Below are 26,495 nucleotides of genomic sequence, written 5' to 3' on the forward strand. Positions count from 1 at the left end.
GAAAACTAACTTTTCCTTCCGAATCCACCACCTCCTGGAGTCTCAATGATAAATCTGTCTCCAGCCTTTAGCTCCGAAGTGTCGATAAATTCCATCGGCTCAATATTTCCGTTTTTCCGTCTCACCATCTGACTACCGCTTCGCCCGGGAGCACCTCCATTCATTCCGTAAGGTGCAGTGGTTCTGTGTTGAGTGAGAACAGTGAGAGTGACATCCTCCAGGAATTCAAGTTCCCGTTTCACGCCATTTCCACCTCTGTGGTTTCCGGCACCACCCGAACCTTTGAGGATTGAAAAGTCACGAACCCGCACCGGATAGCGATATTCCATGATTTCTGCGTCCGTAATTCGCGTGTTAGTCATGTGCTGGTGAACTCCATCGGCCCCATCGAAATTTGGTCCCGCTCCGGTTCCTCCGCAAATAGTTTCGTAGTAGCCAAAACGGTCGTTTCCAAAGAGCACGTTGTTCATCGTTCCCTGGCTACAAGCTGCCAGTTCGAACGCTTTCAGGAGTGTGTCGGTCAATCGCTGGCTGATTTCAACATTTCCTCCAACCACGGCAGGGCACTCTTCAGGATCTTCACTAAAAGTTGGGTTGAGCATGCAATCTTCTGGAAGTCGGATCTCGACTTTGTCGAGCATTCCCTCATTGAGCGGAATGTTCTCTCCAGCGATGAGGCGCATCACGTAGAGCAAGACACTAGTGGTAATTGCTCTGTTGGCATTGAGGTTTTTTGGGTGAGTGGGCGAAGTTCCCTCAAAGTCGAAAACTAACTTTTCACCCATTTCGATTTTTACAGCCAACTGACTTCCATCGTCTAGCTTTTCCACTGCCTGCCAGTTTTTTTGACCAAAAGATTTGAGAGCTCTCCAAAGGCTATCGCTAGCGTATTTTTTCAGTGAGTGCATGTAGTGCATCACTTTTTCTCTTCCTTCTTTTTCGACCAGCTCCACGAGTTGGGTTTTTCCCGAATTGAGTGAAGCAAGTGCGGCATTTAGATCGGCCAGGTTCTCCTGAAGTGCTCTGGTCGGATATTTCCCCGATGTAAGCCGTTCTTCAATTTCTTGCCATTTCACCTCGCCATTTTTCATTATGTAGGTAGGGGCAATCACTACGCCTTCCTGGGCCAGACGGGTTGCTCTGGCCGGCATCGATCCGGGAGTAATTCCGCCAATTTCTGCATGGTGCGCTCTGTTGGCCGCGTAACCAATCAGATTTCCCTTGTGAAAAATCGGCATCACCAAAGTGACATCCGGCAAATGGGAGCCACCAAAACCAGGGTGATTTGTAATTGCTACATCGCCTTCCTGAAGATCGAGTTCCCCTCTAACGGCCTTAACACAAACACCCAATGCCCCAAGGTGAACAGGTATGTGAGGCGCGTTCACCACCAAATCTCCATTGGTGTCGAGCAAGGCGCAAGAAAAGTCGAGCCGTTCTTTTACGTTAACCGAAAAGGCAGTTCGCTGAAGCAGCGCTCCCATTTCTTCGGCAATTCTGGTGAAGCGATTGCTAAAAAGTTCGAGTTGTACCTCTTCTGGTTGATCGAGAGCTTTGGTTTTTTCAGTCTGTTTTCTCTTTACGCGCAGTGTTAAATTTTCATCGAAACTGGCAGACCAGTTTTTTTCGATAAAAGTGGTAGATGTGGGGAAAACCAAAATCGCTGGTCCGCGGAAGAAAGACCCGGGCTGCATTTGATCGATGTCGAAAACTCCAACTTCTTCCATCTCATTACCGGTCCAGGCCTGTTGTTTTTTAATTGGCTTTGCCGGGATTTTTTCGGAGGGTACCGGAGCAACTTCAATTTTTTCTTCGCGAGTACTTGCAACGACCTTGATTGTGTCGAGTTCTATTTTTCTATCAGTGATGTAGTGGCCGTAAAGCGAGCGGTAAGTTTCCTCGAAGGCCGCTTCCAGGTTGTCGGTCTCATTTCTGTCGATTTCGATGTTGTGCTCCTGACCTTCGAAACGCAGGTAGCAAAACACGTGACGAACGTGGATTTCCTCTTCGCTGTAACCGACTTCTTTGAGTTCCTGAAGTGCTTCATCTGATGCATTTTCAATTGCCTTGTCAATCTCCGATGCGTTCTCGAGAGAAGTGAGCAGCTGTTTGGAAACGAAGCGTTCCTCGAGTGCATTTCCAATTCCAAAAGCACTTAGTATTCCTGCGTCTTGTGGGATGATTAGTTTTTTCATGTTGAGCAACTCAGCCACCTTGCAGGCATGCATTCCTCCGGCTCCGCCAAAAGCGAGCAACGCATATTCAGCTGGATCGTAGCCTTTCCCAACCGAGATTTTTCTGATGGCATCAGCCATTTTTTCATTAGCGATGTCGAGAAATCCTTGCAGTACTTGCTCTTTAGATCCACTCGTTTCCCCTCTCTCGAGAATTTTTTCCAGAGCCGACTGAGCTGCTTCCCGATTTAGCGGAATGCTCATTTTGTCGGTAGCCATTTTGCCGAGTAGCAGGTTGACATCTGTGATACAAAGAGGGCCTCCAGCTCCGTAGCTCGCTGGCCCCGGTTGTGCCCCACCACTTTCGGGTCCTACGGTGAATTTTTTCCCGTCAAAATCGCAAACTGATCCGCCACCGGCAGCAACGGTGTGAATGTGAAGTGCCGGTCCGCTGATGTGCGCATCGCCAATGGTTGTGTTGTAGGTGTAGTCGTAGCGCTCGTAGTAGCGAGCCACATCCGAGCTCGTTCCGCCCATGTCGAACGTGATCACTTTGTCTTCACCAGTTTGGCGGGCGATCACGGAGCCGGCAACAACTCCACCGGCCGGCCCGCTGAGGAGACTGTCTTTAGGTTCAAAGTCGTGTCTTCCCGCGAGTCCGCCAGAGCTCTTCATCACGTTGAGGGTGGAGACATGCTTTTCTATTCCGTTGAGATAATTGTCGACAATGGGGAGAAGGTAAGAGTTGACCACCGCAGTTTCGGTGCGATCGAGGTAATTGATTTCCGGCAAGAGTTTGGCCGATTGTGTTACGTACTCAACTCCTGCATTTTTTAATGCCTCTGCGACTTTTTGCTCATGCGAAATATCTTTAAAGCTGTTGAGCAGGCAAACACTCACATTGTTAATCCCCTTTGAAGAACACTTTTCTGCCACCTCCAGCAATTTACGCTCATCCACTTCCTGAATAATTTCTCCTTTTGAACTCACTCTTTCGTTGAGTTCTACAACATGGGTAGCAAGTGGCGAAGGTTTTTTAACGTTGAGATTAAAAAGATCTTTGCGCTGTTGGGTTCCTATTTTTAGAAGGTCAGAAAAGCCTTTGGTGACGATCAGCAGAGGCTCGTCACCGTTTTTTTCCAACAAGGCATTTGTTCCTTTGGTGGTGCCCAGCCTCATTTCTATTTCAGGAAAATCACTACCAAGTGGAGTTGAAGTGATCAGTCGCACTGCGAGAATCGGAGCCTCTTCACCTGCCGTGATTTCAAAATCTTTGTTTGCTGAGTTTTCTGGAATGGGATCTTGCAGATCGAAATGATTCTGGTCAGAATCAAATTTGATGACCACACTTTTAAAATCCAGATCGGGGATTGAGAATTGATAACCCTTAAAAATATCCTTATCAATCTTCCATTTTTCCGAAACCAATACATTGCTGTTCTCGGTGGATTGTATTTTGCCACGCAATTTTCCGCTGCTCAGCACTTTTCTTCTAACGGTTTCTCCCTGAGGGTTTTTTGCTATGCAATCGGTAAAAGTTCCTCCCGTGTCAATCCAGATTTTCCAGTGGCTCATAACTGACTAATTAAACGATTTATGACAATTCTAAGGAATTTCGGGCGGTCAATGTTCAGAGCGGTCCTTTGTTCTTCAATTTCCTTGAAGGAGCTGGGCAAGACCAATTACCTTTTGTCAATTGCAAATTGTAGTTATATTTGGCTTTTTGCGAAACCGAAATAACCAACGAACCTTATGGGAAAGACGATTACACGCGTATTTCTAGTAGCAGTTTTATTTTCCTTCTCGAGTGTTTTTTACGCTCAAAATGACTCCATTCAAGACGATTCATCTTCGAATGTAGTTTCTAAGGAAGAAGCGAATCAGGAACTTGGAAATGAGCACGAAGAGGCCATTGAAGAGGAGGGCGGAGTTACAGCGGCCATCAACAGTGTTTTTGAACCGGTAGTAGCTGCTCTAACAGAGGTTCTGTTCTGGGATCCGTTTGAAGCGATTGGAATTTATGATCCGCGAGTAATCACCGATAAGGTTTCACTCAAAGCTAGCGGCTGGCAAAAAGAAGGAGTGGAAACACTTCACATCAAAAGGTGGCTGGTGGAAGATGGCGACAGAGTAGAGAGAGCACAGAAAATTGGTGAGGTGGAAACAAACCTCGGAGGCGTTCATGGAATTTATGCCCGCGAAGAAGGAACGATTCAGCTCGATGCAAAAGAAGGAGAAAAGGTTTACGACCCTAATGACGATGAGCTGGCGATCGATGTTCGCTCTCACTTGGTAGCTACGATTCACTTCGATCAGGAGCAGCCGCTTATTCAAGTTGATGACAAAGGTCGCTACCTCACCACACCTAAAGGTGAGCCAATCCCAGAGAAAAACAGTATTCCTATTGTTGTGGTATGGCTAATTCTCGGAGCCACTTTCTTCACTTTTCGAATGAAGTTTATCAACTTCCGCGGAATTAAGCACGCGGTTCAGTTGGTCCGTGGAGACTTTAGTAATCCTAACGATAAAGGTGAGGTTTCTCACTTTCAGGCATTGGCTACTGCACTTTCTGCAACTGTCGGCTTGGGTAACATCGCTGGTGTAGCTGTCGCTATTACCCTCGGTGGTCCTGGAGCTTCGTTCTGGATCATTATTGCCGGTTTGCTCGGGATGACTTCCAAATTCGTTGAATGTACACTTGCTGTGAAATACCGTGACATCGATGAAAACGGGAAAGTTTACGGTGGTCCGATGTACTACCTGAGCAAGGCACTTAAGCTAAGAGGAATGGCTGGCCTGGGTAAAACGCTGGCTATCGTTTTTGCAGTGCTCTGTATCCTGGCTTCATTCGGTGGGGGAAACATGTTCCAGTCGAACCAGGCGTTTGAGCAAGTGAGAAACGTTTTCGGTGGACAGTTTGAAAATATTGGTCAGTATGGATTCTGGTTTGGTGTTGTGTTAGCAGTGCTTGTAGGGATCGTAATCGTTGGTGGAATCAGGAGTATCGCGAAAGTGACAGACAAAATTGTCCCACTGATGGTTGGTGTTTATGTAATTTTTGCACTTCTGATCATCTTCTTCAACTTTGACAAGATTGGTTTTGCATTCTCGCAAATCATCGATGGAGCTTTCAACGCTACTGCTCTCAAAGGTGGATTTATCGGGGTGCTCGTGATAGGATTCCAGCGAGCCGCATTCTCCAACGAGGCTGGTGTTGGTTCTGCATCTATCGCTCACTCTGCATCGAAAACAAACGAGCCGATTAGTGAAGGTATCGTTGCATTGATGGAGCCATTTATCGATACGGTTGTGGTTTGTACAATGACTGCACTCGTGTTGATCTTCACTGGGTTTGCCGATGGTTCATCAGATTTCTCAGGAGCAGCACTTACTGCTGAGGCGTTCTCAAGCGTGTTCCCATGGTTCAATTACGTGTTGCTGGTTGCAATTATCCTTTTTGCATTTTCTACGATGATTTCATGGTCTTACTACGGACTCAAATCCTGGACTTACCTATTCGGTGTTTCCAATACTTCGGAGTATATTTATAAAGGACTTTTCTTGCTCTTCATCATTGTGGGGGCATCGAGTAGTCTCGGAGCTGTGCTCGACTTCTCGGATATGATGATTCTCGGTATGGCATTCCCGAATATTTTGGGACTTTATATTCTGAGTAAAGAGGTTTATCGCGACTTGCAGGATTACTTCAAACGCGTGAAAACTGGTGAAATCAAGAAATACAAATAAGATGAATCATGCGCCTTCCCGACTCTCTGAAAGACTTTTTTCACTTTAATAGTCGGGAACGTAATGGACTTATCATTCTAATGGCAACTCTCACAGGGGTTGCCATTTTTTATTTTCTGATGCCACGGTTCTATGCTGTGGATGGTGAAAGTGTTTCTGAGGAAGAGTTGAAAGAGGTGAAGCTTTTTCTTGCTTCGGCTGAGAAAAAAGCGGCTTTAAAATTTGATTCGAATTCTAAACCAGAGGAAGTTGTCTTTGAGCCTTTTGAGTTTGATCCAAACGGACTCGATAAAGAAGACTGGATGAAACTCGGTCTCACCGAACGAGAAGCCGAGATCGTGAAGAAATACGAATCGAAAGGAGGGAAGTTCGAGGTGAAAAAGGACGTGCTTAAGCTCTATCCGGTTGACAGTGCTCTTTATGAAAAATTGGAGTCCTTCATTCTTTTGCCCGATGAAAAAGAGCGGAAACCACAATGGGAGTCAGAGTCAGAGAAAGTTGTTTTTGAACCTTTCGAATTTGATCCAAATGGCTTGCCAGTCGAAAAGTGGATGAAGTTGGGGTTAACCAGAAAGCAAGCTGAAACGATAAAGCGCTACGAAGCGAGCGGTGGTTCTTTCGAAACGAAGCGAGATGTTCTCAACCTCTGGCAGGTCGATGAGGATCTTTACGAAAAACTAAAGCCGTACATTCTGCTGCCAGAAACTTTTGAGCAAAATTTTGAACGCTACAAGGAAAAGGCCGAGATCGTGAAAGTTGAGATCAATTCTGCCGACACGGCTTCGCTGAAAAAGGTGAGAGGTATCGGAAGTTTTTTCGCGGAACAAATAGTTGAATATCGCGAAGAATTGGGTGGCTATCACTCTCTTGATCAGCTGATGGAAGTCTATTTGGCCGAAGAAGAAAAAGTCGTAAAATGGAAGTCACAACTGGAGTTGGATTCTTCTAGTCTAAGAAAGCTCAACGTGAATACTGCAACAGCCGAAGAACTTTGGAAGCATCCCTATCTCGAATGGAAACACGCTAATGCCATTGTCAGCTATCGCGAGCAGCATGGGCTTTATAAATCCACCTCCGATATTCTCAAAATCGTTATCATTGACCAAAGCAGATTTGACAAAATAAAACCCTATCTGACCATTGAATAGAATAGAAGAACTCGTCCGAAGCCACATCAGAGACGTGCCGGATTTTCCCAAAGAAGGAATTGTTTTTAAGGACATAACCCCGCTTTTGGAAGACAGCCAAGCGTGCAATGAAATAGTGGACCATCTGGTGGCCGACTACGCGGAACAAAAGATTGATGCTGTTGTTGGCATTGAGAGTCGGGGATTTTTGTTTGGGTTCCCATTGGCATTGCGACTTGGAGTGCCGTTTATTCCGATTCGCAAAAAAGGAAAACTGCCCGCGCGAACACTTTCCTACAAATACGACTTAGAATATGGCTCAGCAGAAATGGAGGTTCACGAAGATTCCATTCAGCCGGGCTGGAATGTTTTAATCCACGATGACTTGCTGGCAACGGGCGGCACTGCAGCCGCAGCTGCCGAATTGGTGAAAATGAGAGAAGCCAATGTGGTGGCATACAACTTTATTATAGAATTGGAGTTTTTAAAGGGCCGCGAAAAGCTCAAGGACAACGAAGGAAAAATTATAACTTTGGCCGCTTATTAAACCGAGGAAGAAAAATGAATTTTGACAGAAGCGAAAATCAAGAAATGATCGCCCAAATGGCGAAAGATTTTGCGGAGAAAGAAATCCGCCCACGCATGATGGAGTGGGACGAATCTCAAGAATTTCCTGTAGAGGTGTTCAAGAAAGCCGGTGAGCTTGGCCTCATGGGAGTGCTTGTGCCCGAAGAATACAACGGTGCTGGACTCGGATACTTTGAGTATATCACAGTGATCGAGGAGATTGCAAAAGTGTGTGGCTCGATCGGGTTGAGTGTAGCAGCTCACAACAGCCTCTGCACAAATCATATTTTGCAGTTCGGTAACGAAGAGCAGAAGAAAAAATATTTACCAAAGCTCGCTACTGCCGAATATATCGGTGCCTGGGGCTTGACAGAAGCAAACACAGGTTCGGACGCTATGCGAATGAAATGCACAGCTAAGAAAGACGGTGAGTACTGGGTGATCAACGGTGCCAAAAACTGGATCACTCACGGGATTTCCGGAGATGTTGCCGTTGTTCTTGTCCGCACGGGTGAGCCGCTCGATAGCAAAGGAATTTCGGCATTTGTTGTTGAGAGAGGAACAGAAGGCTTCAAAGCAGGTAAAAAAGAAAACAAGCTGGGCATGCGCGCTTCGGAAACAGCCGAGATGATTTTTGACAACTGCCGCGTTCACGAAAGTCAAATGTTGGGCAAAGAAGGAGACGGATTTGTTCAGGCCATGAAAATTCTCGATGGCGGAAGGATCTCTATCGGAGCGCTTGGTCTGGGAATAGCAAAAGGTGCACTTGAGGCTTCTGTAAAATATTCTCAGGAACGTCACCAGTTTGGTAAGCCGATCAGCAGCTTCCAGGGTATTTCGTTCAAATTGGCTGATATGGCTACAGAGATTGAAGCATCGGAGCTTTTGCTTTACTATGCTGCCGATTTGAAAAACAAAAATCAGAAGGTGACAAAGATTTCGGCTATGGCCAAATATTACACTTCCGAAGTTGCAGTGAGATGCGCTACCGAGGGAGTTCAAATCCACGGAGGCTACGGTTACACCAAAGATTTCCCTGTAGAGAAGCACTATCGCGACTCTAAACTATGCACAATTGGAGAGGGAACTTCGGAAATTCAAAAACTTGTGATATCCAGAGAATTACTTAATGAGTAATTTATTTGCGGAGAAAAAAGAAAAATTCATACATTTGCGCCCTTGCAATGAAAAATAGAAAAGGAGAGATATGCTAATCATACCAATTAAAGAGGGAGAGAACATCGAAAGAGCCCTCAAGAAGTTCAAAAAGAAATTTGAAAAAACAGGTGGGATGAAAGAAGTTAGAGCTCGTCAGCACTACACTAAGCCTTCTGTAGCACGTAGAGAGCAGTTGAAAAAAGCAATCTACAGCAACCAGATGAAACAAGAAGAATAGGCCGGGGCCTCTCTCACTTTATAATAATATTTAAGGGCGAAAATTTGGATTAATCCGAATTTTCGCCCTTTTTTATTCAATGAACTTTGATGACTTCCTCGATTATCTCGAATCCGAGAAAAGGTATTCTCCACACACTCTCGATGCTTATCGAAGAGACCTGATTCAATTTAAAGACTACATAGAGGTTTTCTATTCAGACATCAAACTGGAAGAAGTCTCACACCAGATCATCCGTTCATGGATGGCACTTATGATGGAAGAAGGCTTGTCGGCCCGAAGCGTCAATCGCAAGATTTCTACCCTCAGAAGTTTTTACAGATACTTGCAACTGCACGACCTGATTGACGTAAACCCAATGACAAAGGTGACAGGTCCAAAGATGAATAAGAAACTGCCCGTATTTGTCGAACAAAAGAGCATGGACAAGTTGTTCAGTTCCGATCTGTTTGAAGACGACTTCTCTGGGGTTCGCGATGAGCTCATGATTCTTTTGTTCTACGAGACTGGAGTTCGTCTTTCAGAGCTCATCAATTTGAAATCTTCTAACGTTAATTTTAGTCAAAATCAGATCAAGGTTTTGGGTAAGAGAAATAAGGAGAGAATCATTCCTGTGCTGCCGGCTACCACCCGATTAATCACCGAATATTTAGAGTTGAAGGAAGGGTTGCAAACATCTGTAAACCATAGTGTTTTACTGGTCTCTGACAGCGGTCAAAAACTCAGTCAAAAACTTGTTTACGGTAAGGTTAATTTTTACCTTAGTCATGTAACAACACTCAAGAAAAAAAGTCCGCATGTACTCAGGCACACATTTGCCACCCACATGCTCAACAACGGAGCAAAACTAAATTCTATTAAAGAACTACTTGGTCACGCCAGTTTGGCTGCAACACAAGTTTACACACACAACACAATTGAACAGTTGAAGAATATTCATAAACAAACCCACCCAAAAGGGTAATAAAAAATAGGAGGAACAGATATGCAACTACAAGTTCATTCAATCCATTTCGATGCCGACCGCAAGCTTTTAAACTTCATTGAAGAGAAGTTGAATAAGCTGGAAGTTTTTCACGATCAGATCATCTCAGCAGAAGTCTTTTTGAGGCTCGATAAATCCGAGAGCAACGAAAATAAATTGACAGAGATTAAAGTGTCGGTTCCGGGGAAAGATTTGTTTGCTAAAAAGCAATGCAAATCGTTTGAAGAATCTACAGATGAGGTAGTTGAAGCGCTGCGTAGGCAGATCAAGAAACACAAAGCCAAAACGGCTGCAAGAGCCTGACAGAAGTGGGAAGGAGAAAACAATTCAAAAAATAAATGAAATTGTTTTGTCGTAATTACTTTCCTTTTTTACATTTGCACTCCTTTTGAAAGAAAGGGGTGCTTTTTTTTGCACAGAGAAGTTCATTATTTAGTGAAATGCCGGTGTAGCTCAGTTGGCCAGAGCAGCTGATTTGTAATCAGCATGTCGGGGGTTCGAATCCCTCCACCGGCTCATAATTTTGTAAGGGGAGATACTCAAGCGGCCAACGAGGACAGACTGTAAATCTGTTGGTATACACCTTCGCAGGTTCGAATCCTGCTCTCCCCACAAGTGAATTGAAATTAAAAGCGGGAGTAGCTCAGTTGGTAGAGCGTCAGCCTTCCAAGCTGAATGTCGCGAGTTCGAACCTCGTCTCCCGCTCTTTTTTCTTTTGCCGATGTAGCTCAGTGGTAGAGCGCGTCCTTGGTAAGGACGAGGTCACGGGTTCAAGTCCCGTCATTGGCTCAAAGTTGAAAATGTTTCTTTCATTATTAATTCGAACAATAAAAAGGTAAAATTAAAATCAACTGGCTATGGCTAAAGCAAATTTTGACCGTTCCAAACCGCACTTGAACATCGGTACTATCGGTCACGTAGACCATGGTAAAACCACCTTGACCGCTGCAATCACTGTTGTGTTGTCAGGATCAGGTCTTTCTGAGAGAAGAGATTTCGATACGATCGATAACGCTCCTGAGGAGAAAGAAAGGGGTATTACCATCAATACTGCTCACGTAGAATATCAAACAGATTCTAGACACTACGCTCACGTAGACTGTCCAGGTCACGCTGACTATGTGAAAAACATGGTAACTGGTGCTGCTCAGATGGACGGTGCGATTTTGGTTGTTGCGGCCACTGACGGTCCAATGCCACAAACTCGCGAGCACATCCTTCTTGGACGTCAGGTAGGTATTCCTCGTATCGTGGTATTCATGAATAAAGTAGACCTCGTAGATGACGAAGAGCTTCTCGAGCTTGTAGAAATGGAAATCCGTGATCTCCTTTCATTCTACGATTACGATGGTGACAACACTCCAATCATCAGCGGTTCTGCACTTGGTGCATTGAATGGTGAAGAGAAATGGGTGAAAACTGTTGAAGAGCTTATGGAAGCTGTTGACAGCTGGATCGAAATTCCACCTCGTGATAACGAGAAGCCATTCTTGATGTCAGTTGAGGACGTATTCTCAATCACTGGTCGTGGTACTGTTGCAACAGGACGTATCGAAGCTGGTGTAATCAACACAGGTGATGAAGTTGATATCGTTGGTATGCAAGAGCAGAAGATGAAGTCAACTGTTACCGGAGTTGAGATGTTCCGTAAGATCTTGGATCGCGGTGAAGCAGGTGACAACGTTGGTCTTCTTCTCCGTGGAATCGAAAAAGAAGCAATTAAGCGTGGTATGGTGATTTCTGCCCCAGGTTCTATCACTCCTCACACTAAATTCAAAGCTGAAATTTATGTGTTGAAGAAAGATGAAGGTGGTCGTCACACTCCATTCCACAACAAATACAGACCTCAATTCTACTTCCGTACCACCGATGTAACAGGTGAAATTAACCTGGAAGAAGGACGCGAGATGGTAATGCCTGGTGACAACGTTTCAATTAACGTTGAATTGATCCAGCCAGTAGCGATGGACAAAGGTCTTCGCTTTGCAATCCGCGAAGGTGGCCGTACCGTAGGTGCAGGTCAGGTAACTGAAGTGATCGAGTAAGATCGACAAGATAAAAAAGGATCTAATGAAGGTGAAGCTGCTCGTCAGTCTTCGCCTTCATTTTCCTGTTTTTACTTACGGGTGTAGCTCAATTGGTAGAGTAGTGGTCTCCAAAACCATTGGTTGTGGGTTCGAGTCCTACCACCCGTGCTAATAAAAAATAAGATGGCGAGTATTAAATCATATGTAGAGGAGTCCTACAACGAGTTGCTCCACAAAGTGACCTGGCCGAGCTGGAAAGAATTGCAGTCGAGCACAGTGTTGGTGTTTGTCGCTTCGTTGATCATTGCCGGACTGGTATTCCTTATGGATTACGTGTTTGGAGTAAGGACTATTGAGGCCGATGCTGAAGGCTTTCAGTGGAAAGGAATTCTCGGATATATCTACGATTTATTCATTAACTAATCCCGAATAACAAGGATTTCGATGGCGGATGTAGAGAAAAAATGGTATGTAGTAAAAGCCATTAGCGGAAAAGAGAAAAAGGTTAAAGAGCACATTGAAAGTGAAATCAATGCCCTTGGACTCGGTGATTATGTTGAGCAGGTTTTAATTCCTACCGAGAAGGTTTATCAGCTCAGAAATGGAAAGAAAATTTCGAAAGAGAGAAACTTCTTTCCGGGATACATTTTGATTGAAGCGAATCTGGTAGGTGAGATACCACACATCATTCGCAATGTCAACAATGTGATTGGATTCCTCGGTGCTGAGAAAAAAGGTGATCCGATGCCGCTAAGACAATCGGAGATCAACCGAATTCTCGGAAAAGTGGATGAACTCGCTGAGACAGATGAAGAACTTAACGTTCCTTTCATTGTCGGTGAAACAGTCAAAGTAATTGACGGACCATTCAACAACTTCAACGGTGTAATCGAACACATCAACGAAGAGAAGAAGACATTGAAAGTGATGGTGAAAATATTTGGGCGAAAGACTCCTCTCGAGCTCAAGTATATGCAAGTAGAAAAAGAAAGTTAAAGATCTTGTTAATTGTACATTGTTTTTAGAATGCTTCCCCTTGTGCAATTTTCAGAAGTAGAAATAATATAAATAAAATGGCTAAAGAAGTAAGCGCGATTATCAAGCTGCAAATTAGAGGAGGAGCCGCAAACCCTTCACCGCCAGTTGGTCCCGCATTGGGTGCCAAAGGGGTGAATATCATGGAATTCTGCAAGCAATTTAACGGCAGAACCCAGGATAAAGCTGGTAAAGTACTACCAGTTGTGATTACGGTTTACGGTGACAAGTCTTTTGACTTTATCATCAAAACTCCCCCCGCTGCTGTGCAACTGCTTGAGGCTTCGAAATCCAAAAAAGGATCTCCCGAGCCCAACAGAGTAAAGGTAGCTGCTGTATCCTGGGATCAGGTGAAGGCAATTGCAGAAGATAAAATGCCCGACCTGAACTGCTTTACTGTTGAGTCTGCCATGAACATGGTAGCAGGTACTGCACGAAGCATGGGCATTACAGTAAAAGGCCAACGTCCGTTTTAGTCAGATCAAAATTGAGTAAATAACAATGGGAAGATTAACCAAGAACAGGAAAGCTTCTATTGAAAAGCACGACTTGGAAAAGTCATATGCTCTTTCAGAAGCATCTTCGATAGTAAAGGATATCACGAATGTGAAGTTCGATGCTACAGTAGACATCGCTGTTCGCCTTGGCGTAGATCCCAGAAAATCCAACCAGATGGTACGCGGAACCGTCTCTTTGCCCCACGGAACGGGTAAAGATGTACGAGTACTTGTGCTTTGTAATCCTGACAAGGAAGAAGAAGCAAAAGAAGCGGGTGCTGACTACGTTGGGCTGGATGAGTATCTGACAAAAATCAAGGACGGATGGACCGATGTGGATGTAATTATTACCACTCCAAACGTAATGGGTAAAGTTGGTGCTTTGGGTAGAATCCTCGGACCTCGTGGTCTGATGCCGAACCCGAAGACCGGTACTGTTACAATGGATGTTGGAAAGGCTGTAGCTGACGTGAAAGCCGGTAAAATCGATTTCCGAGTAGATAAGTATGGAATTGTTCACGCGACAGTAGGTAAAGTTTCTTTTGAAGCTGATAAACTTACTGACAACGCAAAAGAATTGATCCAGACTCTCGTGAAAATGAAGCCGGCTGCATCGAAAGGGGTTTATATCAGGAGCATTAGTCTCTCGAGTACAATGAGCCCTGGAGTGAATGTTGAACCCAAATCAGTTGCAAGCTAGTAGCTGAATAACGCATGACGATATGACTAGAGAAGAAAAAAATCAAATTGTTGCTCAGCTTTCAGAACAGCTTCAGGAGAACGACATGTTCTACCTTGCTGATACTTCTGAACTGGATGCGGAATCTACTAGCAAACTGAGAAGAGAGTGCTTCAAAAAATCGATCAAGATGTCGGTTGTGAAAAACACACTTCTCAAGCGTGCTCTGGAAACAGTAGAAGGAAAAGACTTTAGTAGTTTCTATGAAATTCTAAGCGGTCCGACTTCAATCATGTTTACAGAGGTGGGTAATGCACCAGCTAAGCTGATCAAGGATTTTAGAAAAAAACACGAAAAGCCAGTTCTCAAAGGAGCGTTTATCGAGGAATCAATTTATCTCGGTGACGATCAGTTGACCATGCTCAGCGAGCTCAAGTCTAAAGACGAGTTGCTCGGTGAAATTGTATCACTGCTTCAGTCTCCTGCCAAAAATGTTGTATCTGCTCTTAAATCGAGTGGAAGCACCGTTGCAGGATTGGTTAAAACGCTTCAGGAAAGAGGCGAATAATTTTTAGAACAATTACAAAAACAAGAATCTTTTAAAACGAAATAAAATGGCGGATTTGAAAGTAATGGCCGAAGATCTAGTAAACCTCACAGTAAAAGAGGTGAACGAGTTGGCTGAAATTTTGAAAGAAGAATACGGAATCGAACCAGCTGCTGCTGCAGTTGCTGCTGCACCTGCTGCCGGTGGTGGCGAAGGCGCTGGAGGTGATGAACAAACCGAATTCGATGTAATTCTTAAAGCTCCAGGTGGATCTAAACTTGCTGTCGTAAAACTTGTTAAGGAACTTACAGGTTTGGGACTTAAAGAAGCAAAAGAGATCGTAGACAAAGCTCCTTCTCCAATCAAAGAAGGTGTCGCTAAAGACGAGGCTGACTCTTTGAAATCTCAACTAGAGGAAGCAGGAGCAGAAGTTGAGCTTAAGTAAGAAAAAGCAACATATCTCTGATGGTTTAGGCCTTAACCCAACGGTTCTGGCCTAAACCTATTTTCGCTTCAGCCTAATCGCACGTATTTCGCAATTGTTTGATTATCTATAATTTACAAGGCCTTGATAACAAAAAATAAAGCTGAAGAGCGTATAAATTTCGCTTCAACAGAAAACAGATTCGACTATCCGGATTTTCTAGACATCCAGCTTAAGTCGTTTCAGGAGTTTTTCCAACTGGAAACCAATCCAGAAAATCGTAAAGAAGAAGGACTCTATAAAGTATTTAGCGAGAACTTTCCAATCACGGATACTCGCAACCAATTCGTTCTCGAATTTCTGGATTATTTCATTGATCCACCGCGTTACACCATTCAAGAGTGTATCGATCGTGGACTAACCTACAGCGTACCGCTGAAGGCAAAGTTGAAACTCTATTGTACCGATCCGGAGCACGAGGACTTCGAAACGATTGTACAGGACGTCTACCTGGGTACAATTCCTTACATGACTCCTAAAGGTTCATTCTGCGTGAATGGTGCTGAGCGTGTAATCGTATCCCAGTTGCACCGATCTCCTGGTGTATTCTTCGGACAAAGTCGTCACGCAAACGGAACGAAACTCTACTCAGCCAGAATTATTCCTTTTAAAGGATCCTGGATGGAGTTCGCTACCGACATCAACAATGTGATGTATGCGTATATCGATCGTAAAAAGAAATTACCGGTAACAACCCTTCTCCGTGCCATCGGTTATGAGAGTGACAAAGACATTCTCTCAATCTTCGATCTGGCTGATGAAGTGAAGGTTTCCAAAACCGGACTCAAAAAAGTAGTTGGAAGAAAACTAGCAGCCCGTGTTCTTAAATCATGGGTTGAGGACTTTGTAGATGAAGATACAGGTGAAGTAGTTTCTATCGAACGTAATGAAGTGGTGATCGATCGCGAGACTGTGATTGAGAACGAGCACATTGAGGATATCCTCGATTCTGGTGCTAAAACCATTATCCTCCACAAGGAGAATGTGAATACAAGTGATTTTACAATCATTTACAACACGCTTCAAAAAGATACATCAAACTCAGAAAAAGAAGCGGTAGAGCACATCTACCGTCAATTGCGTAATGCTGAGCCGCCAGACATGGAAACGGCTCGTGGCGTTATCGATAAATTGTTCTTCTCAGAGCAGCGTTATGATTTGGGTGAAGTTGGTCGTTTCCGAATCAACAGAAAACTAGATCTTGACGTGTCAATGGATCAGCGAACGCTGACCAGAGACGACATGATTCACATCATCAAGTACCTGATTGAGCTCGTTAATAGCAAGACAGACGTTGATGATATTGATCACCTTAGTAACAGACGTGTAAGAACTGTTGGTGAGCAACTTTACAACCAGTTTGCAGTTGGTTTGGCTCGTATGGCTCGAACTATTCGTGAGAGAATGAATGTGAGAGACAACGAGGTATTTACACCGACCGATTTGATCAACGCGAAGACTTTGTCTTCTGTGATCAACTCATTCTTCGGTACCAACCAGCTTTCTCAGTTTATGGATCAAACCAATCCACTTGCTGAGGTAACAAACAAGCGTAGAATGTCAGCCCTTGGACCTGGCGGTCTGTCACGTGAGCGTGCCGGATTTGAGGTTCGAGATGTTCACTACACGCACTACGGACGTCTTTGTACAATTGAAACTCCAGAGGGTCCAAACATTGGTCTGATTTCGTCACTTTGTGTATTTGCAAAAGTGAACCGACTCGGATTCATCGAGACGCCTTACCGTGAAGTAAAAGACGGTAAAGCTGTAGCCGGTGACAAAGGAGTAACTTACCTCAGTGCCGAGGATGAAGATCAAAAGATGATTGCTCAGGCAAATGCTCAGGTAGGAAAAGACGGAAGTTTCCAGACGCCAGTTGTTAAGGCTCGTCTGCAAGGTGATTTCCCTGTTGTGGAGCCAGACAAACTGGATTTGATGGACGTAGGTCCAAACCAGATTGCATCTATCGCTGCATCGCTTATTCCTTTCCTTGAGCACGATGATGCCAACCGTGCACTGATGGGATCGAACATGATGCGTCAGGCGGTACCATTGCTTATTCCAGATGCTCCTATTGTGGGAACTGGACTTGAGCCATTGGTTGCTCGTGACTCTCGAGTATTGACAAGAGCAGAAGGTAACGGTGTGGTTGAATACGTAGATGGAAACGAAATTCACATTAAATACGACCGTGACGAATCTGACCAATTGGTGAGCTTCGAAGGCGATGTGAAAGTTTACAACCTCACTAAATTCCAGAAAACGAACGCAAGCACTTGCATGAACCTCCGTCCGATTGTAACGAAAGGACAGAAGGTGAAAAACAATCAGATCCTGGTTGAAGGTTACTCTACCGACAATGGTGACCTCGCAATCGGTCGTAACCTGAAAGTGGCATTCATGCCATGGAAAGGTTACAACTTTGAGGATGCGATTGTGATTTCTGAAAAAGTAGTTCGTGAAGATATATTTACTTCTATCCACATCGATGAGTACACGCTTGAAGTACGTGACACAAAACGAGGGATGGAAGAACTCACAGCAGATATTCCAAACGTAAGTGAGGAAGCGACCAAGGATCTCGATGAAAATGGATTGATCCGTGTCGGTGCTGAAATTCGCGAAGGAGATATTCTTATTGGTAAGATTACTCCGAAAGGTGAAACTGACCCTTCTCCGGAAGAAAAGCTTCTCCGCGCGATCTTCGGTGACAAAGCAGGTGATGTGAAAGATGCATCACTCAAAGCTTCGCCTTCACTTCGCGGTGTTGTGATTGACAAGAAACTCTTCTCCAGAGCGATTAAAGACAGAAAGCTCAAAGCAGCTGACAAGTCTCTGATTGAGGAACTGGACAAAGAATACGAAAAGGATATAGCAGATCTCAAGAAAGTATTGGTTGAGAAGATCATGAAGATCGTTGGAACCAAAACTTCTCAGGGTGTGCTCAACTTCTTCAAAGAGGAGCAGATTAAGAAAGGCGTGAAATTCAGCCAAAAAGCACTTTCTACAATTGATTACTCAATCGTAGACACTGCTGGCTGGACTAAAGACGAAAAGACCAACTCACTGATAAAACGAGTGGTGCACAACTTCAACCTGAGAATGAACGATCTTCAGGGAAGTTACAAGCGCAAGAAGTTCCAGATTACTGTTGGAGATGAACTCCCATCTGGAATTGTAAAACTCGCTAAGATCTACATCGCCAAAAAGCGTAAGCTAAAAGTAGGTGATAAGATGGCCGGTCGTCACGGTAACAAAGGTATTGTGGCAAAAATCGTCCGCGAAGAAGACATGCCATTCCTGGAAGACGGAACTACTGTGGACATCGTGTTGAACCCACTTGGTGTACCATCGCGAATGAACCTCGGACAGATTTACGAAACTGTTCTCGGATGGGCCGGACAAAAGCTCGGTCTCAAATTCGCTACTCCAATTTTTGACGGTGCTTCACTCGATCAAATCGATGAGTACACTGAAAAAGCAGGTATTCCTGCCGGAGGGAACACTTACCTCTACGATGGTGGAACCGGAGTGCGTTTCGACCAGACAGCAACAGTTGGTGTGATTTACATGCTGAAACTTGCTCACATGGTTGACGACAAAATGCACGCTCGTTCGATTGGACCTTACTCACTCATCACTCAGCAGCCACTCGGTGGTAAAGCACAATTTGGTGGTCAGCGATTTGGTGAGATGGAGGTTTGGGCACTCGAGGCATTCGGTGCATCGAACATCCTGCAAGAAATTCTCACAGTTAAATCTGACGATGTTATCGGTCGTGCGAAAGCATACGAAACCATCGTGAAAGGTGAGAACATGCCGACACCAGGAGTGCCGGAATCATTCAACGTGCTTATGCACGAGCTGAAAGGTCTCGGTCTTAATATTTCATTAGATTAAAAAATGATTCGTCCTGATGAACCCCATTTTGGGGTTTGTCGGGATTGTTCATAGCTTATTCAAGATAATAGCAATTATGGCGCTTAGAAAGAATCAAAAACTTAGTAGTGATTTTAAATCAATCACAATCAGTCTTGCTTCTCCAGAGCAGATCCTAGAAAGATCGCACGGGGAGGTTCTCAAGCCTGAAACCATAAATTACCGTACCTACAAGCCAGAGCGCGATGGACTATTCTGTGAGCGCATTTTCGGTCCTGTAAAGGATTACGAATGCCACTGTGGTAAATACAAGCGTATTCGCTACAAAGGGATTGTCTGCGATCGTTGTGGTGTGGAAGTGACGGAGAAAAAAGTGCGAAGAGAGCGCATGGGCCACATCCAGTTGGTTGTGCCTGTAGCTCACATCTGGTACTTCAAATCTCTTCCTAATAAAATTGGTTACCTCCTCGGATTGCCAACTAAAAAGCTCGATCAGATTATCTACTACGAGAGATACGTGGTGATTAATCCAGGGCCGGCAGTTAACAAGGAAGGTGAGCCGCTAGAGGTAATGGAATACCTCACCGAAGAAGAATACCTCGATATTCTCGAGACGCTTCCTAAAGACAACCAGTATTTGGACGACAAAGATCCAAACAAGTTTGTCGCTAAAATGGGAGCTGACGCCTTGCACGATTTGCTTGCAAACTTGCAGTTGGATGAGCTTTCTTACAGCTTGCGCCACAAGGCAAACACAGAGACTTCTCAGCAACGTAAAAACGAAGCACTTAAGCGTCTACAGGTTGTTGAGTCTTTGCGTGAGGCAAATACAAGAATTGAAAACCGTCCAGAATGGATGATCGTGAAAGTGGTTCCGGTGATTCCACCAGAACTTCGTCCTCTCGTGCCATTGGATGGTGGTCGTTTTGCGACTTCAGATTTGAATGACCTTTACCGAAGAGTGATTATCCGTAACAACCGTTTGAAAAGGTTGATAGAAATTAAAGCTCCTGAAGTGATTCTCCGTAACGAGAAGCGTATGCTCCAGGAAGCTGTGGATTCACTTTTCGACAACTCGAGAAAATCGAGCGCTGTGAAGACTGAATCGAACCGTCCACTGAAATCTCTTTCAGATAGTTTGAAAGGTAAGCAGGGACGTTTCCGTCAGAACCTTCTCGGTAAGCGTGTCGACTACTCTGGTCGTTCGGTAATCGTTGTTGGTCCCGACTTGAAACTCCACGAATGTGGAATTCCTAAAGATATGGCTGCTGAGCTTTTCAAACCGTTCATCATTCGTAAAATGATCGAGCGTGGAATTGTGAAGACGGTAAAATCAGCCAAGAAAATTGTAGATAAGAAAGAGCCAGTTGTTTGGGATATTTTGGAAAATGTGTTGAAAGGACACCCTGTTCTTCTCAACCGTGCTCCAACACTTCACAGACTCGGTATCCAGGCGTTCCAGCCAAAACTCATCGAAGGTAAAGCCATCCAGCTTCACCCACTTGTTTGTACTGGATTCAACGCGGATTTCGATGGTGACCAGATGGCCGTTCACTTGCCACTAGGTAATGCAGCCATCTTGGAAGCCCAGCTTCTGATGCTTTCATCTCACAACATTTTGAACCCGGCCAACGGTGCTCCAATGACTGTACCTTCTCAGGATATGGTTCTTGGACTGTACTACATCTCTAAAGGTAGAACTTCTACTAAAGAGCGCACTGTGAAAGGTGAAGGCATGACTTTCTACTCTCCGGAAGAAGTGCGTATTGCGCACAACGAAGGACGCGTAGACATGCACGCCCACATCAAATTGAGATGGGAAAACATGGATGGTGAAAGAGAAATTATAGAAACCACTGTCGGTCGAGTTTTCTTCAATGACCTCGTACCAAAGAAAGTTGGTTTCATCAATCAGTTGCTGACTAAGAAAGCACTTCGCGATATCATTGGTGATGTTGTGAAGCAGGTGGGTACTGCCCGCACAGTTCAGTTCCTGGATGATATTAAGGACCTCGGTTACGACATGGCCTACAAAGGTGGTCTTTCATTCAACCTGAATGACATTATCATTCCACCAGAAAAAGATAAGCTCGTAGAAGCGGCAAATGCCGAAGTTCAGACTGTGATGGACAACTACAACATGGGTCTCATCACAAACAACGAGCGTTACAACCAGATCATTGATATTTGGACACACACCAACTCGAAGTTGACCAACATCCTTATGGAGCGTCTGAAAAACGACAACCAGGGATTCAACTCGATTTACATGATGTTTGATTCTGGAGCACGTGGTTCCAAAGAGCAGATTCGTCAGCTCTCAGGTATGCGTGGTCTGATGGCCAAGCCGCAGAAATCTTCTGCTACCGGAGGTCAGGATATTATCGAGAACCCTATTCTTTCCAACTTCAAGGAAGGACTTTCGATTCTCGAGTACTTTATCTCAACTCACGGTGCACGTAAAGGTCTTGCCGATACGGCCCTTAAAACTGCCGATGCCGGTTACCTTACTCGTAGGCTTGTGGATGTTTCTCAGGATGTGATTATCACTGAAGAAGATTGTGGAACACTCCGCGGACTTGTTGCAACTCCACTTCGCAAGAGTGATGAGCTTGTTGAGTCTCTTTACGACAGAATTCTCGGTCGCGTGAATGTTCACGATATCGTAGATCCTGAAACAGGTGAAGTGCTTCTCGAAGCTGGAAATGAAATCAGCGAAGAAGTTGCCAAACGCGTTGAAGATCTCGGTATGGAAGAAGTTGAGATTCGCTCAGTACTTACGTGCGAGTCGAAGAGAGGGGTTTGCTCTAAGTGCTATGGACGTTCACTTGCTACCAGCCGTTTGGCGCAGCGTGGTGAAGCCGTTGGTGTTATTGCTGCGCAGTCTATTGGTGAGCCAGGTACACAGCTGACACTTCGTACATTCCACGTTGGTGGTACTGCCGCAAACATTTCTGATGAATCGAACATTACGGCCAAATACTCTGGTAAACTCGAAATCGAAGAACTCAGAACCGTTGACAGAACAACTGCTGACGGTGAAGTAGAAACGATTGTAGTAAGTCGTTCTTCTGAGTTGAAAATTATCGATGAGGAAACCGGTGTTGCGCTCATGACCAACAACATTCCTTACGGTGCTATTCTTAAAGCTAAGAACAAGCGCAAGATTAAGAAGGGCGATGTCATTTGCTCTTGGGACCCTTACAACTCTGTGATCATCACCGAGGAGTCTGGTAAAGTTCAATTTGAGCACGTTGAGGCGGGAATCACTTTCCGTGAAGAGGTCGATGAGCAAACCGGGTTTACCGAAATGGTAATTACCGAGACAAAAGACAAGAAAAAGAACCCAGCCATTAACATCGTTCAGAAGGGTGAGGTTGTTAAAACATACTCTTTGCCTGTAGGCGCTCACATCTCTGTTCGCGAGGATAAAGAAGTGGGTACAGGAGCTATCCTGGCGAAGATCCCTCGTGTAGCCGGTAAATCTGGTGATATCACCGGTGGTCTTCCTAGAATTACGGAGCTCTTCGAGGCTCGTAACCCATCGAACCCAGCAGTAGTTAGTGAAATTGACGGAATTGTTTCTTATGGAAAAATCAAGCGTGGTAACCGCGAGATCATCGTGGAGTCTAAGTTTGGAGATAAGAAAAAATATCTCGTTTCGCTTTCTAAACACATTCTCGTTCAGGAGAACGACTTTGTGAAAGCAGGTATGCCGCTTTCAGATGGTGCTGTTACTCCAGCGGATATTCTTGCAATTGAAGGTCCAACTTCGGTTCAGGAATACATTGTGAACGAAGTACAGGAAGTGTACCGACTGCAGGGTGTGAAGATCAACGATAAGCACTTCGAGGTGGTAGTTCGCCAGATGATGCGTAAAGTTGTGATTCAGGATGCAGGAGATACTCGCTTCCTCGAGAATCAGGCTGTCGAGAAGAATGACTTCATGGAAGAAAACGACCTGATCTACGGACAGCTCGTTGTAACCGATGCCGGAGACTCTACAGAGTTGAAGGAAGGTCAGATCATCACAGCTAGAAGATTGAGAGACGAAAATTCTCAGTTGAGAAGAAAAGATCTCAAACTTGTTGAAACTCGTGAGGTGATTGCCGCTACTTCTCGTCCATTGTTGCAGGGGATTACTCGTGCATCGCTGCAGACCAAGTCGTTCATCTCTGCTGCTTCCTTCCAGGAAACAACAAAGGTGCTCAACGAAGCTGCCGTGAGTGGAAAAACCGACAACTTGCTCGGACTGAAGGAAAATGTGATCGTTGGTCACTTGATTCCTGCCGGTACGGGAGTGAGAAGATGGGAGAAACTCATTGTTGGAAACAAAGAAGAGTACGAAACACTAACTGCCAGAAAAGAAAAGGCAGAAGCAGAAGAATAATTAGAGTCTAAGCTCTAAGCAAGAAAGCCCGGACGAGATCGTTCGGGCTTTTTTTGTGCCCTGGTTTTTATCGGATTACAAATCCGAAAGTTTGAAAGCGCAGGATTGCAAATCCTGCGCAGCCCTTCCCGAGCACGTTTCAGTTTGATTCACAAATCGTTTCTTGTGGTTTCTTGACAAGAAGGGTTTTGTAGGGAAAGATTTCACTTGAATGATAGTGTTCCGCAGGATTTGCAATCCTGCGGTGGGAAATACAGGGATTTGTAATCCCGACCTAGTTCAATTAATTTTATTAGATCAAGCCTGGAATCAAACATACTATAAAGCTGAACAGCTCTTACTATCTGACGCTGACTGTTGTCGGATGGGTTGATGTCTTCACACGACCTAACCTTAGAGATGTGATCATCGATTCGCTCAGATACTGCATCAAAGAAAAAGGCTTGAACTTATTCGCCTATTGCCTGATGACAAATCACCTTAATATGATTGTCAATGCTGATGAGCCTTTCCAGTTGAAAGATACCATCAGAGATTTCAAAAAATTCACTTCAAAGAAAATCATCGAACAGATTAAGGAAGAACCAGAAAGCAGACGAGAATGGATGTTGAACTTGTTTTCTTTTGCTGCAAAAACAAGCTCTAAGCACAAAGAATATCGACTGTGGCAAGCTGGAAATCACGCTATAGGATTATACTCAGAGAAGTTTGTATGGGATAAAATCAATTACATACACAACAATCCTGTCAGAGCTGGATTTGTAAAGCGCATAGAAGATTGGAAATACTCGTCTGCTGCGAACTACATGGAATTAAATGACTTGGTTTTGGAAGAAGTTATACGTCTAAATCCGCGATTACAGACTTTTTCATGACGGATTACAAATCCGAATATTTTAATGCGCAGGATTGCAAATCCTGTGCATCTAGTTTGCAAGCTCGCAAGGTCAGATCTAATCAATTGTCCTGTTTCTGCAATTTTTTGAAAAAATGCCTGAAGAAAACGACCGCTGTGCAAATTGTTAGTACCACGATGGTAAACCTCCATGAAAATAGGGATGAGAGATTTCCCTCCATTAGAAGTTCAACTCCCACATTTGCTGCTACTGCTGTAGCAATCAGTTTCAGCCCGAAATAAAAATCTTTTCTGTTCATACTCTTAAGATTCAGAAGTAAGGCTCTCTTTTTTCTTCTTGTTTTTATAAAGCTCAAAGTAGTGATGAGCCGCTCCTCCACCAACCATCAAAAGGACAAGAAAGGCGTAATATTTCCAATCGGTGTAGTAGGAAAAGTCTTGCTGGGCAACGGATGTAAAAAGGTGAGCTCCACCTACGATGAGCAAAAGCTTAAGGCTAAAAAGAAGGTCTTTTTTAATCATGAAAGAAATATAGCTACTTTTTTAAAATCTATTCAGCTACTTTTTCTTTTTCCTCATCACTGTCTTCCGATTCTTTTGAAGAACCGAATAGTTCGTTGTCCTTGATAATTGTATCTACATAAGACGGAACCATTTCTTCCCAGCCGGTTTCATTGTTCTTCACCATCTTCAATACATCGCGCGAGTGAATGTCGAGCACTTCCGGGTTGTAGTCTTTGATGTCAACAATGCGCTTGTTGTTGAGCAGGTAATCGTAAAGCGGTCGCAGTCGAGGGTGGATGGGCATGTTTTCGCTGTCGAGCAGTTTGCCGTCTTCCGTTTTCCATGGATAAAGATACATCTTGAGATCTCGAGAAAAGAGAATTCCAAAGGCTTCGAGAATTCCACCATTGAGGTTGCGGTAATACTTTTCATTGAAGACATCAATCAGGTTGTTGACACCCATGATTAAGCCCATTCGCTTCTTGGTGTACCTTGAGAAATACTCAACGAGCTTGAAGTATTTCATGTAGTTCGAGATCAAAACCGTTTGACCTAGTGAACAGAGAATATCGGCTCGATCGAGGAAGTCTTTCTCATCGATGTCTCCCTCGGCTTTTAGGTTGTTTAGTGTGATTTCAAACAAGACCTGAATGTTGTCGGGGTCCACTTTGTGTTCTTTCTCGAACATGTTGTAGCCCTTCATAATCATGTCGATGTTCACTTTCGTCACTGGACGAAAGCTACCGCGAATAGCAAGAATATTTTTCTTGTAGAGCACATCTGCTGCCTGGAGGTTTCTGCCGTCAGGACTGAAAATCACCGCATCGGTCATGCCGTTTTTTACCAGTTGGAGACTGAGCAATCGGTTGTCAACATCATCAAAATCAGGTCCGCTCATCTGCACCATATCGATTTCTACCTGGTCGCGACTGAGGTTGTCGTAGAGCGACTGGAGCAGTTCTTTTGGCTTTTTGTAAAAGAAGAAGCTACCGTAAATCAGGTTTACGCCAAGGACTCCGGCCGTGAGCTGTTGCAGAATCGCTTCATTTTCGTGAAAGCGAACGTGGATGATGACAGTGTTGGGTTCTTTCTCTGGTTTGGTTTGGAATTTAATCCCCAGCCAGCCATGGCCCTGAATGGTCTTTTGGAAATTGATTGTGGCGACAGTGTTGGCAAAAGAAAAGAATAGTTTGTTGGGGTGGTCTTTGCGGTCGAGGCGGTCTTCGATAAGGTGGAACTCATGGCCCAGCATTTTGAGAAGTCGCGACTTGCAAACGTAGCGACCTTTCTCTTCCTTGCCATAGATAGCATCGCTAAAATCTTTGTCGTAAGCCGACATGGTTTTGGCGATTGTTCCGGAAGCGCCACCAGCTCTAAAAAAGTGACGGACAACTTCCTGGCCCGCTCCGATCTCTGCGAAGGTTCCGTAAATGTCCTGGTTTAAATTGACGCGAAGTGCTTTTTGCTTCGCTGATAACACAACCCTGTCTAATTCCAATGTCCTTGATGTTTTTTTACAAAGTTAAACGCTTTGCGAGTTTAGTACAAAATTAGGCTTATTTTCACCCCTGAAGTCGAATCCTGTAAATAGATGAACGTCT

General features: G+C 44.5%; 20 protein-coding genes and 5 tRNA genes. 22 read left to right on the forward strand and 3 right to left on the reverse strand.

The genetic code is table 11. The annotated features are described in order from the left end of the window. Nucleotides 1-5: 5 nt before the first annotated feature. Nucleotides 6-3,749 (reverse strand): hydantoinase B/oxoprolinase family protein, encoded by a 3,744-nt coding sequence (locus ABHV44_RS11925; RefSeq protein WP_459074924.1) that lies wholly within the window; start codon nucleotides 3,747-3,749, stop codon nucleotides 6-8. Between the two features lie 177 nt (nucleotides 3,750-3,926). Here ABHV44_RS11925 and ABHV44_RS11930 point away from each other — a divergent pair, with 177 nt between their 5' ends. From ABHV44_RS11930 to ABHV44_RS12035, 22 genes are all read left to right on the forward strand, one after another. Beyond that, nucleotides 3,927-5,921 carry an amino acid carrier protein gene (locus tag ABHV44_RS11930; RefSeq protein ID WP_459074925.1) on the forward strand — a complete coding sequence of 665 codons (1,995 nt, stop codon included), beginning with the start codon at nucleotides 3,927-3,929 and terminating at the stop codon, nucleotides 5,919-5,921. Nucleotides 5,922-5,929: 8 nt separating this feature from the next. Beyond that, on the forward strand, nucleotides 5,930-7,069 hold the full coding sequence (locus ABHV44_RS11935; RefSeq protein WP_459074926.1) for a helix-hairpin-helix domain-containing protein: 1,140 nt from the start codon (nucleotides 5,930-5,932) through the stop codon (nucleotides 7,067-7,069). After that, a complete protein-coding gene (locus ABHV44_RS11940; RefSeq protein WP_459074927.1) occupies nucleotides 7,062-7,595 on the forward strand; it encodes an adenine phosphoribosyltransferase in 534 nt (177 codons plus the stop codon). The genes ABHV44_RS11935 and ABHV44_RS11940 overlap by 8 nt, the downstream gene beginning before the upstream one ends. 14 nt (nucleotides 7,596-7,609) lie before the next feature. Further along, on the forward strand, nucleotides 7,610-8,752 hold the full coding sequence (locus ABHV44_RS11945; protein WP_459074928.1) for an acyl-CoA dehydrogenase: 1,143 nt from the start codon (nucleotides 7,610-7,612) through the stop codon (nucleotides 8,750-8,752). A gap of 70 nt (nucleotides 8,753-8,822) precedes the next feature. Beyond that, complete coding sequence (rpsU, locus tag ABHV44_RS11950) at nucleotides 8,823-9,011, forward strand: 30S ribosomal protein S21 (protein WP_459074929.1); 189 nt, start codon at nucleotides 8,823-8,825, stop codon at nucleotides 9,009-9,011. Nucleotides 9,012-9,090: 79 nt separating this feature from the next. After that, nucleotides 9,091-9,975: a tyrosine-type recombinase/integrase gene (locus tag ABHV44_RS11955; RefSeq protein ID WP_459074930.1), complete on the forward strand. Its 885-nt coding sequence runs from the start codon at nucleotides 9,091-9,093 to the stop codon at nucleotides 9,973-9,975. A 21-nt stretch (nucleotides 9,976-9,996) separates the two neighbouring features. Further along, entirely contained in the window at nucleotides 9,997-10,299 is a 303-nt protein-coding gene (hpf, locus tag ABHV44_RS11960) for a ribosome hibernation-promoting factor, HPF/YfiA family (protein WP_459074931.1), read from the forward strand. 139 nt (nucleotides 10,300-10,438) lie between these two features. Then, nucleotides 10,439-10,512, forward strand: a tRNA-Thr gene (locus tag ABHV44_RS11965). 13 nt (nucleotides 10,513-10,525) lie between these two features. Then, nucleotides 10,526-10,608, forward strand: a tRNA-Tyr gene (locus ABHV44_RS11970). Between the two features lie 20 nt (nucleotides 10,609-10,628). Continuing rightward, a tRNA-Gly gene (locus ABHV44_RS11975) sits at nucleotides 10,629-10,701 on the forward strand. 12 nt (nucleotides 10,702-10,713) lie between these two features. Continuing rightward, a tRNA-Thr gene (locus tag ABHV44_RS11980) sits at nucleotides 10,714-10,785 on the forward strand. Between the two features lie 68 nt (nucleotides 10,786-10,853). Further along, nucleotides 10,854-12,041, forward strand: coding sequence for an elongation factor Tu (tuf, locus tag ABHV44_RS11985; protein WP_459074932.1), 1,188 nt, complete (start codon nucleotides 10,854-10,856; stop codon nucleotides 12,039-12,041). A 77-nt stretch (nucleotides 12,042-12,118) separates the two neighbouring features. After that, a tRNA-Trp gene (locus ABHV44_RS11990) sits at nucleotides 12,119-12,191 on the forward strand. 15 nt (nucleotides 12,192-12,206) lie between these two features. Further along, a complete protein-coding gene (gene secE / locus ABHV44_RS11995; RefSeq protein WP_459074933.1) occupies nucleotides 12,207-12,446 on the forward strand; it encodes a preprotein translocase subunit SecE in 240 nt (79 codons plus the stop codon). A 21-nt stretch (nucleotides 12,447-12,467) separates the two neighbouring features. Next, a complete protein-coding gene (gene nusG / locus ABHV44_RS12000) occupies nucleotides 12,468-13,019 on the forward strand; it encodes a transcription termination/antitermination protein NusG (RefSeq protein WP_459074934.1) in 552 nt (183 codons plus the stop codon). A 77-nt stretch (nucleotides 13,020-13,096) separates the two neighbouring features. After that, nucleotides 13,097-13,534, forward strand: coding sequence for a 50S ribosomal protein L11 (gene rplK / locus ABHV44_RS12005; RefSeq protein WP_459074935.1), 438 nt, complete (start codon nucleotides 13,097-13,099; stop codon nucleotides 13,532-13,534). Between the two features lie 25 nt (nucleotides 13,535-13,559). After that, on the forward strand, nucleotides 13,560-14,255 hold the full coding sequence (rplA, locus tag ABHV44_RS12010) for a 50S ribosomal protein L1 (RefSeq protein WP_459074936.1): 696 nt from the start codon (nucleotides 13,560-13,562) through the stop codon (nucleotides 14,253-14,255). Between the two features lie 22 nt (nucleotides 14,256-14,277). Continuing rightward, nucleotides 14,278-14,802, forward strand: a complete 525-nt coding sequence (rplJ, locus tag ABHV44_RS12015) for a 50S ribosomal protein L10 (protein WP_459074937.1) — start codon at nucleotides 14,278-14,280, stop codon at nucleotides 14,800-14,802. A gap of 46 nt (nucleotides 14,803-14,848) precedes the next feature. Next, complete coding sequence (gene rplL, locus ABHV44_RS12020; protein ID WP_459074938.1) at nucleotides 14,849-15,226, forward strand: 50S ribosomal protein L7/L12; 378 nt, start codon at nucleotides 14,849-14,851, stop codon at nucleotides 15,224-15,226. Nucleotides 15,227-15,349: 123 nt separating this feature from the next. Next, a complete protein-coding gene (gene rpoB / locus ABHV44_RS12025; protein WP_459074939.1) occupies nucleotides 15,350-19,165 on the forward strand; it encodes a DNA-directed RNA polymerase subunit beta in 3,816 nt (1,271 codons plus the stop codon). 76 nt (nucleotides 19,166-19,241) lie between these two features. After that, nucleotides 19,242-23,534 (forward strand): DNA-directed RNA polymerase subunit beta', encoded by a 4,293-nt coding sequence (rpoC, locus tag ABHV44_RS12030; protein WP_459074940.1) that lies wholly within the window; start codon nucleotides 19,242-19,244, stop codon nucleotides 23,532-23,534. Nucleotides 23,535-23,860: 326 nt separating this feature from the next. Further along, nucleotides 23,861-24,409, forward strand: a complete 549-nt coding sequence (locus ABHV44_RS12035; protein WP_459074994.1) for an REP-associated tyrosine transposase — start codon at nucleotides 23,861-23,863, stop codon at nucleotides 24,407-24,409. 284 nt (nucleotides 24,410-24,693) lie between these two features. On the opposite strand, the gene ABHV44_RS12040 is transcribed toward ABHV44_RS12035, so the two are convergent. Together ABHV44_RS12040 and ABHV44_RS12045 are read right to left on the reverse strand one after the other, a co-directional pair. Beyond that, nucleotides 24,694-24,912 (reverse strand): hypothetical protein, encoded by a 219-nt coding sequence (locus ABHV44_RS12040; RefSeq protein WP_459074941.1) that lies wholly within the window; start codon nucleotides 24,910-24,912, stop codon nucleotides 24,694-24,696. Nucleotides 24,913-24,940: 28 nt separating this feature from the next. Continuing rightward, the gene (locus ABHV44_RS12045) at nucleotides 24,941-26,392 is read right to left on the reverse strand and encodes a TonB-dependent receptor (protein ID WP_459074942.1); all 1,452 of its coding nucleotides are present in this window, start codon (nucleotides 26,390-26,392) and stop codon (nucleotides 24,941-24,943) included. Nucleotides 26,393-26,495 lie beyond the last annotated feature (103 nt).

It is taken from the genome of Halocola ammonii (genome assembly GCF_049334165.1).
Lineage (GTDB): Bacteria > Bacteroidota > Bacteroidia > Flavobacteriales_D > Sanyastnellaceae > JBEGHD01.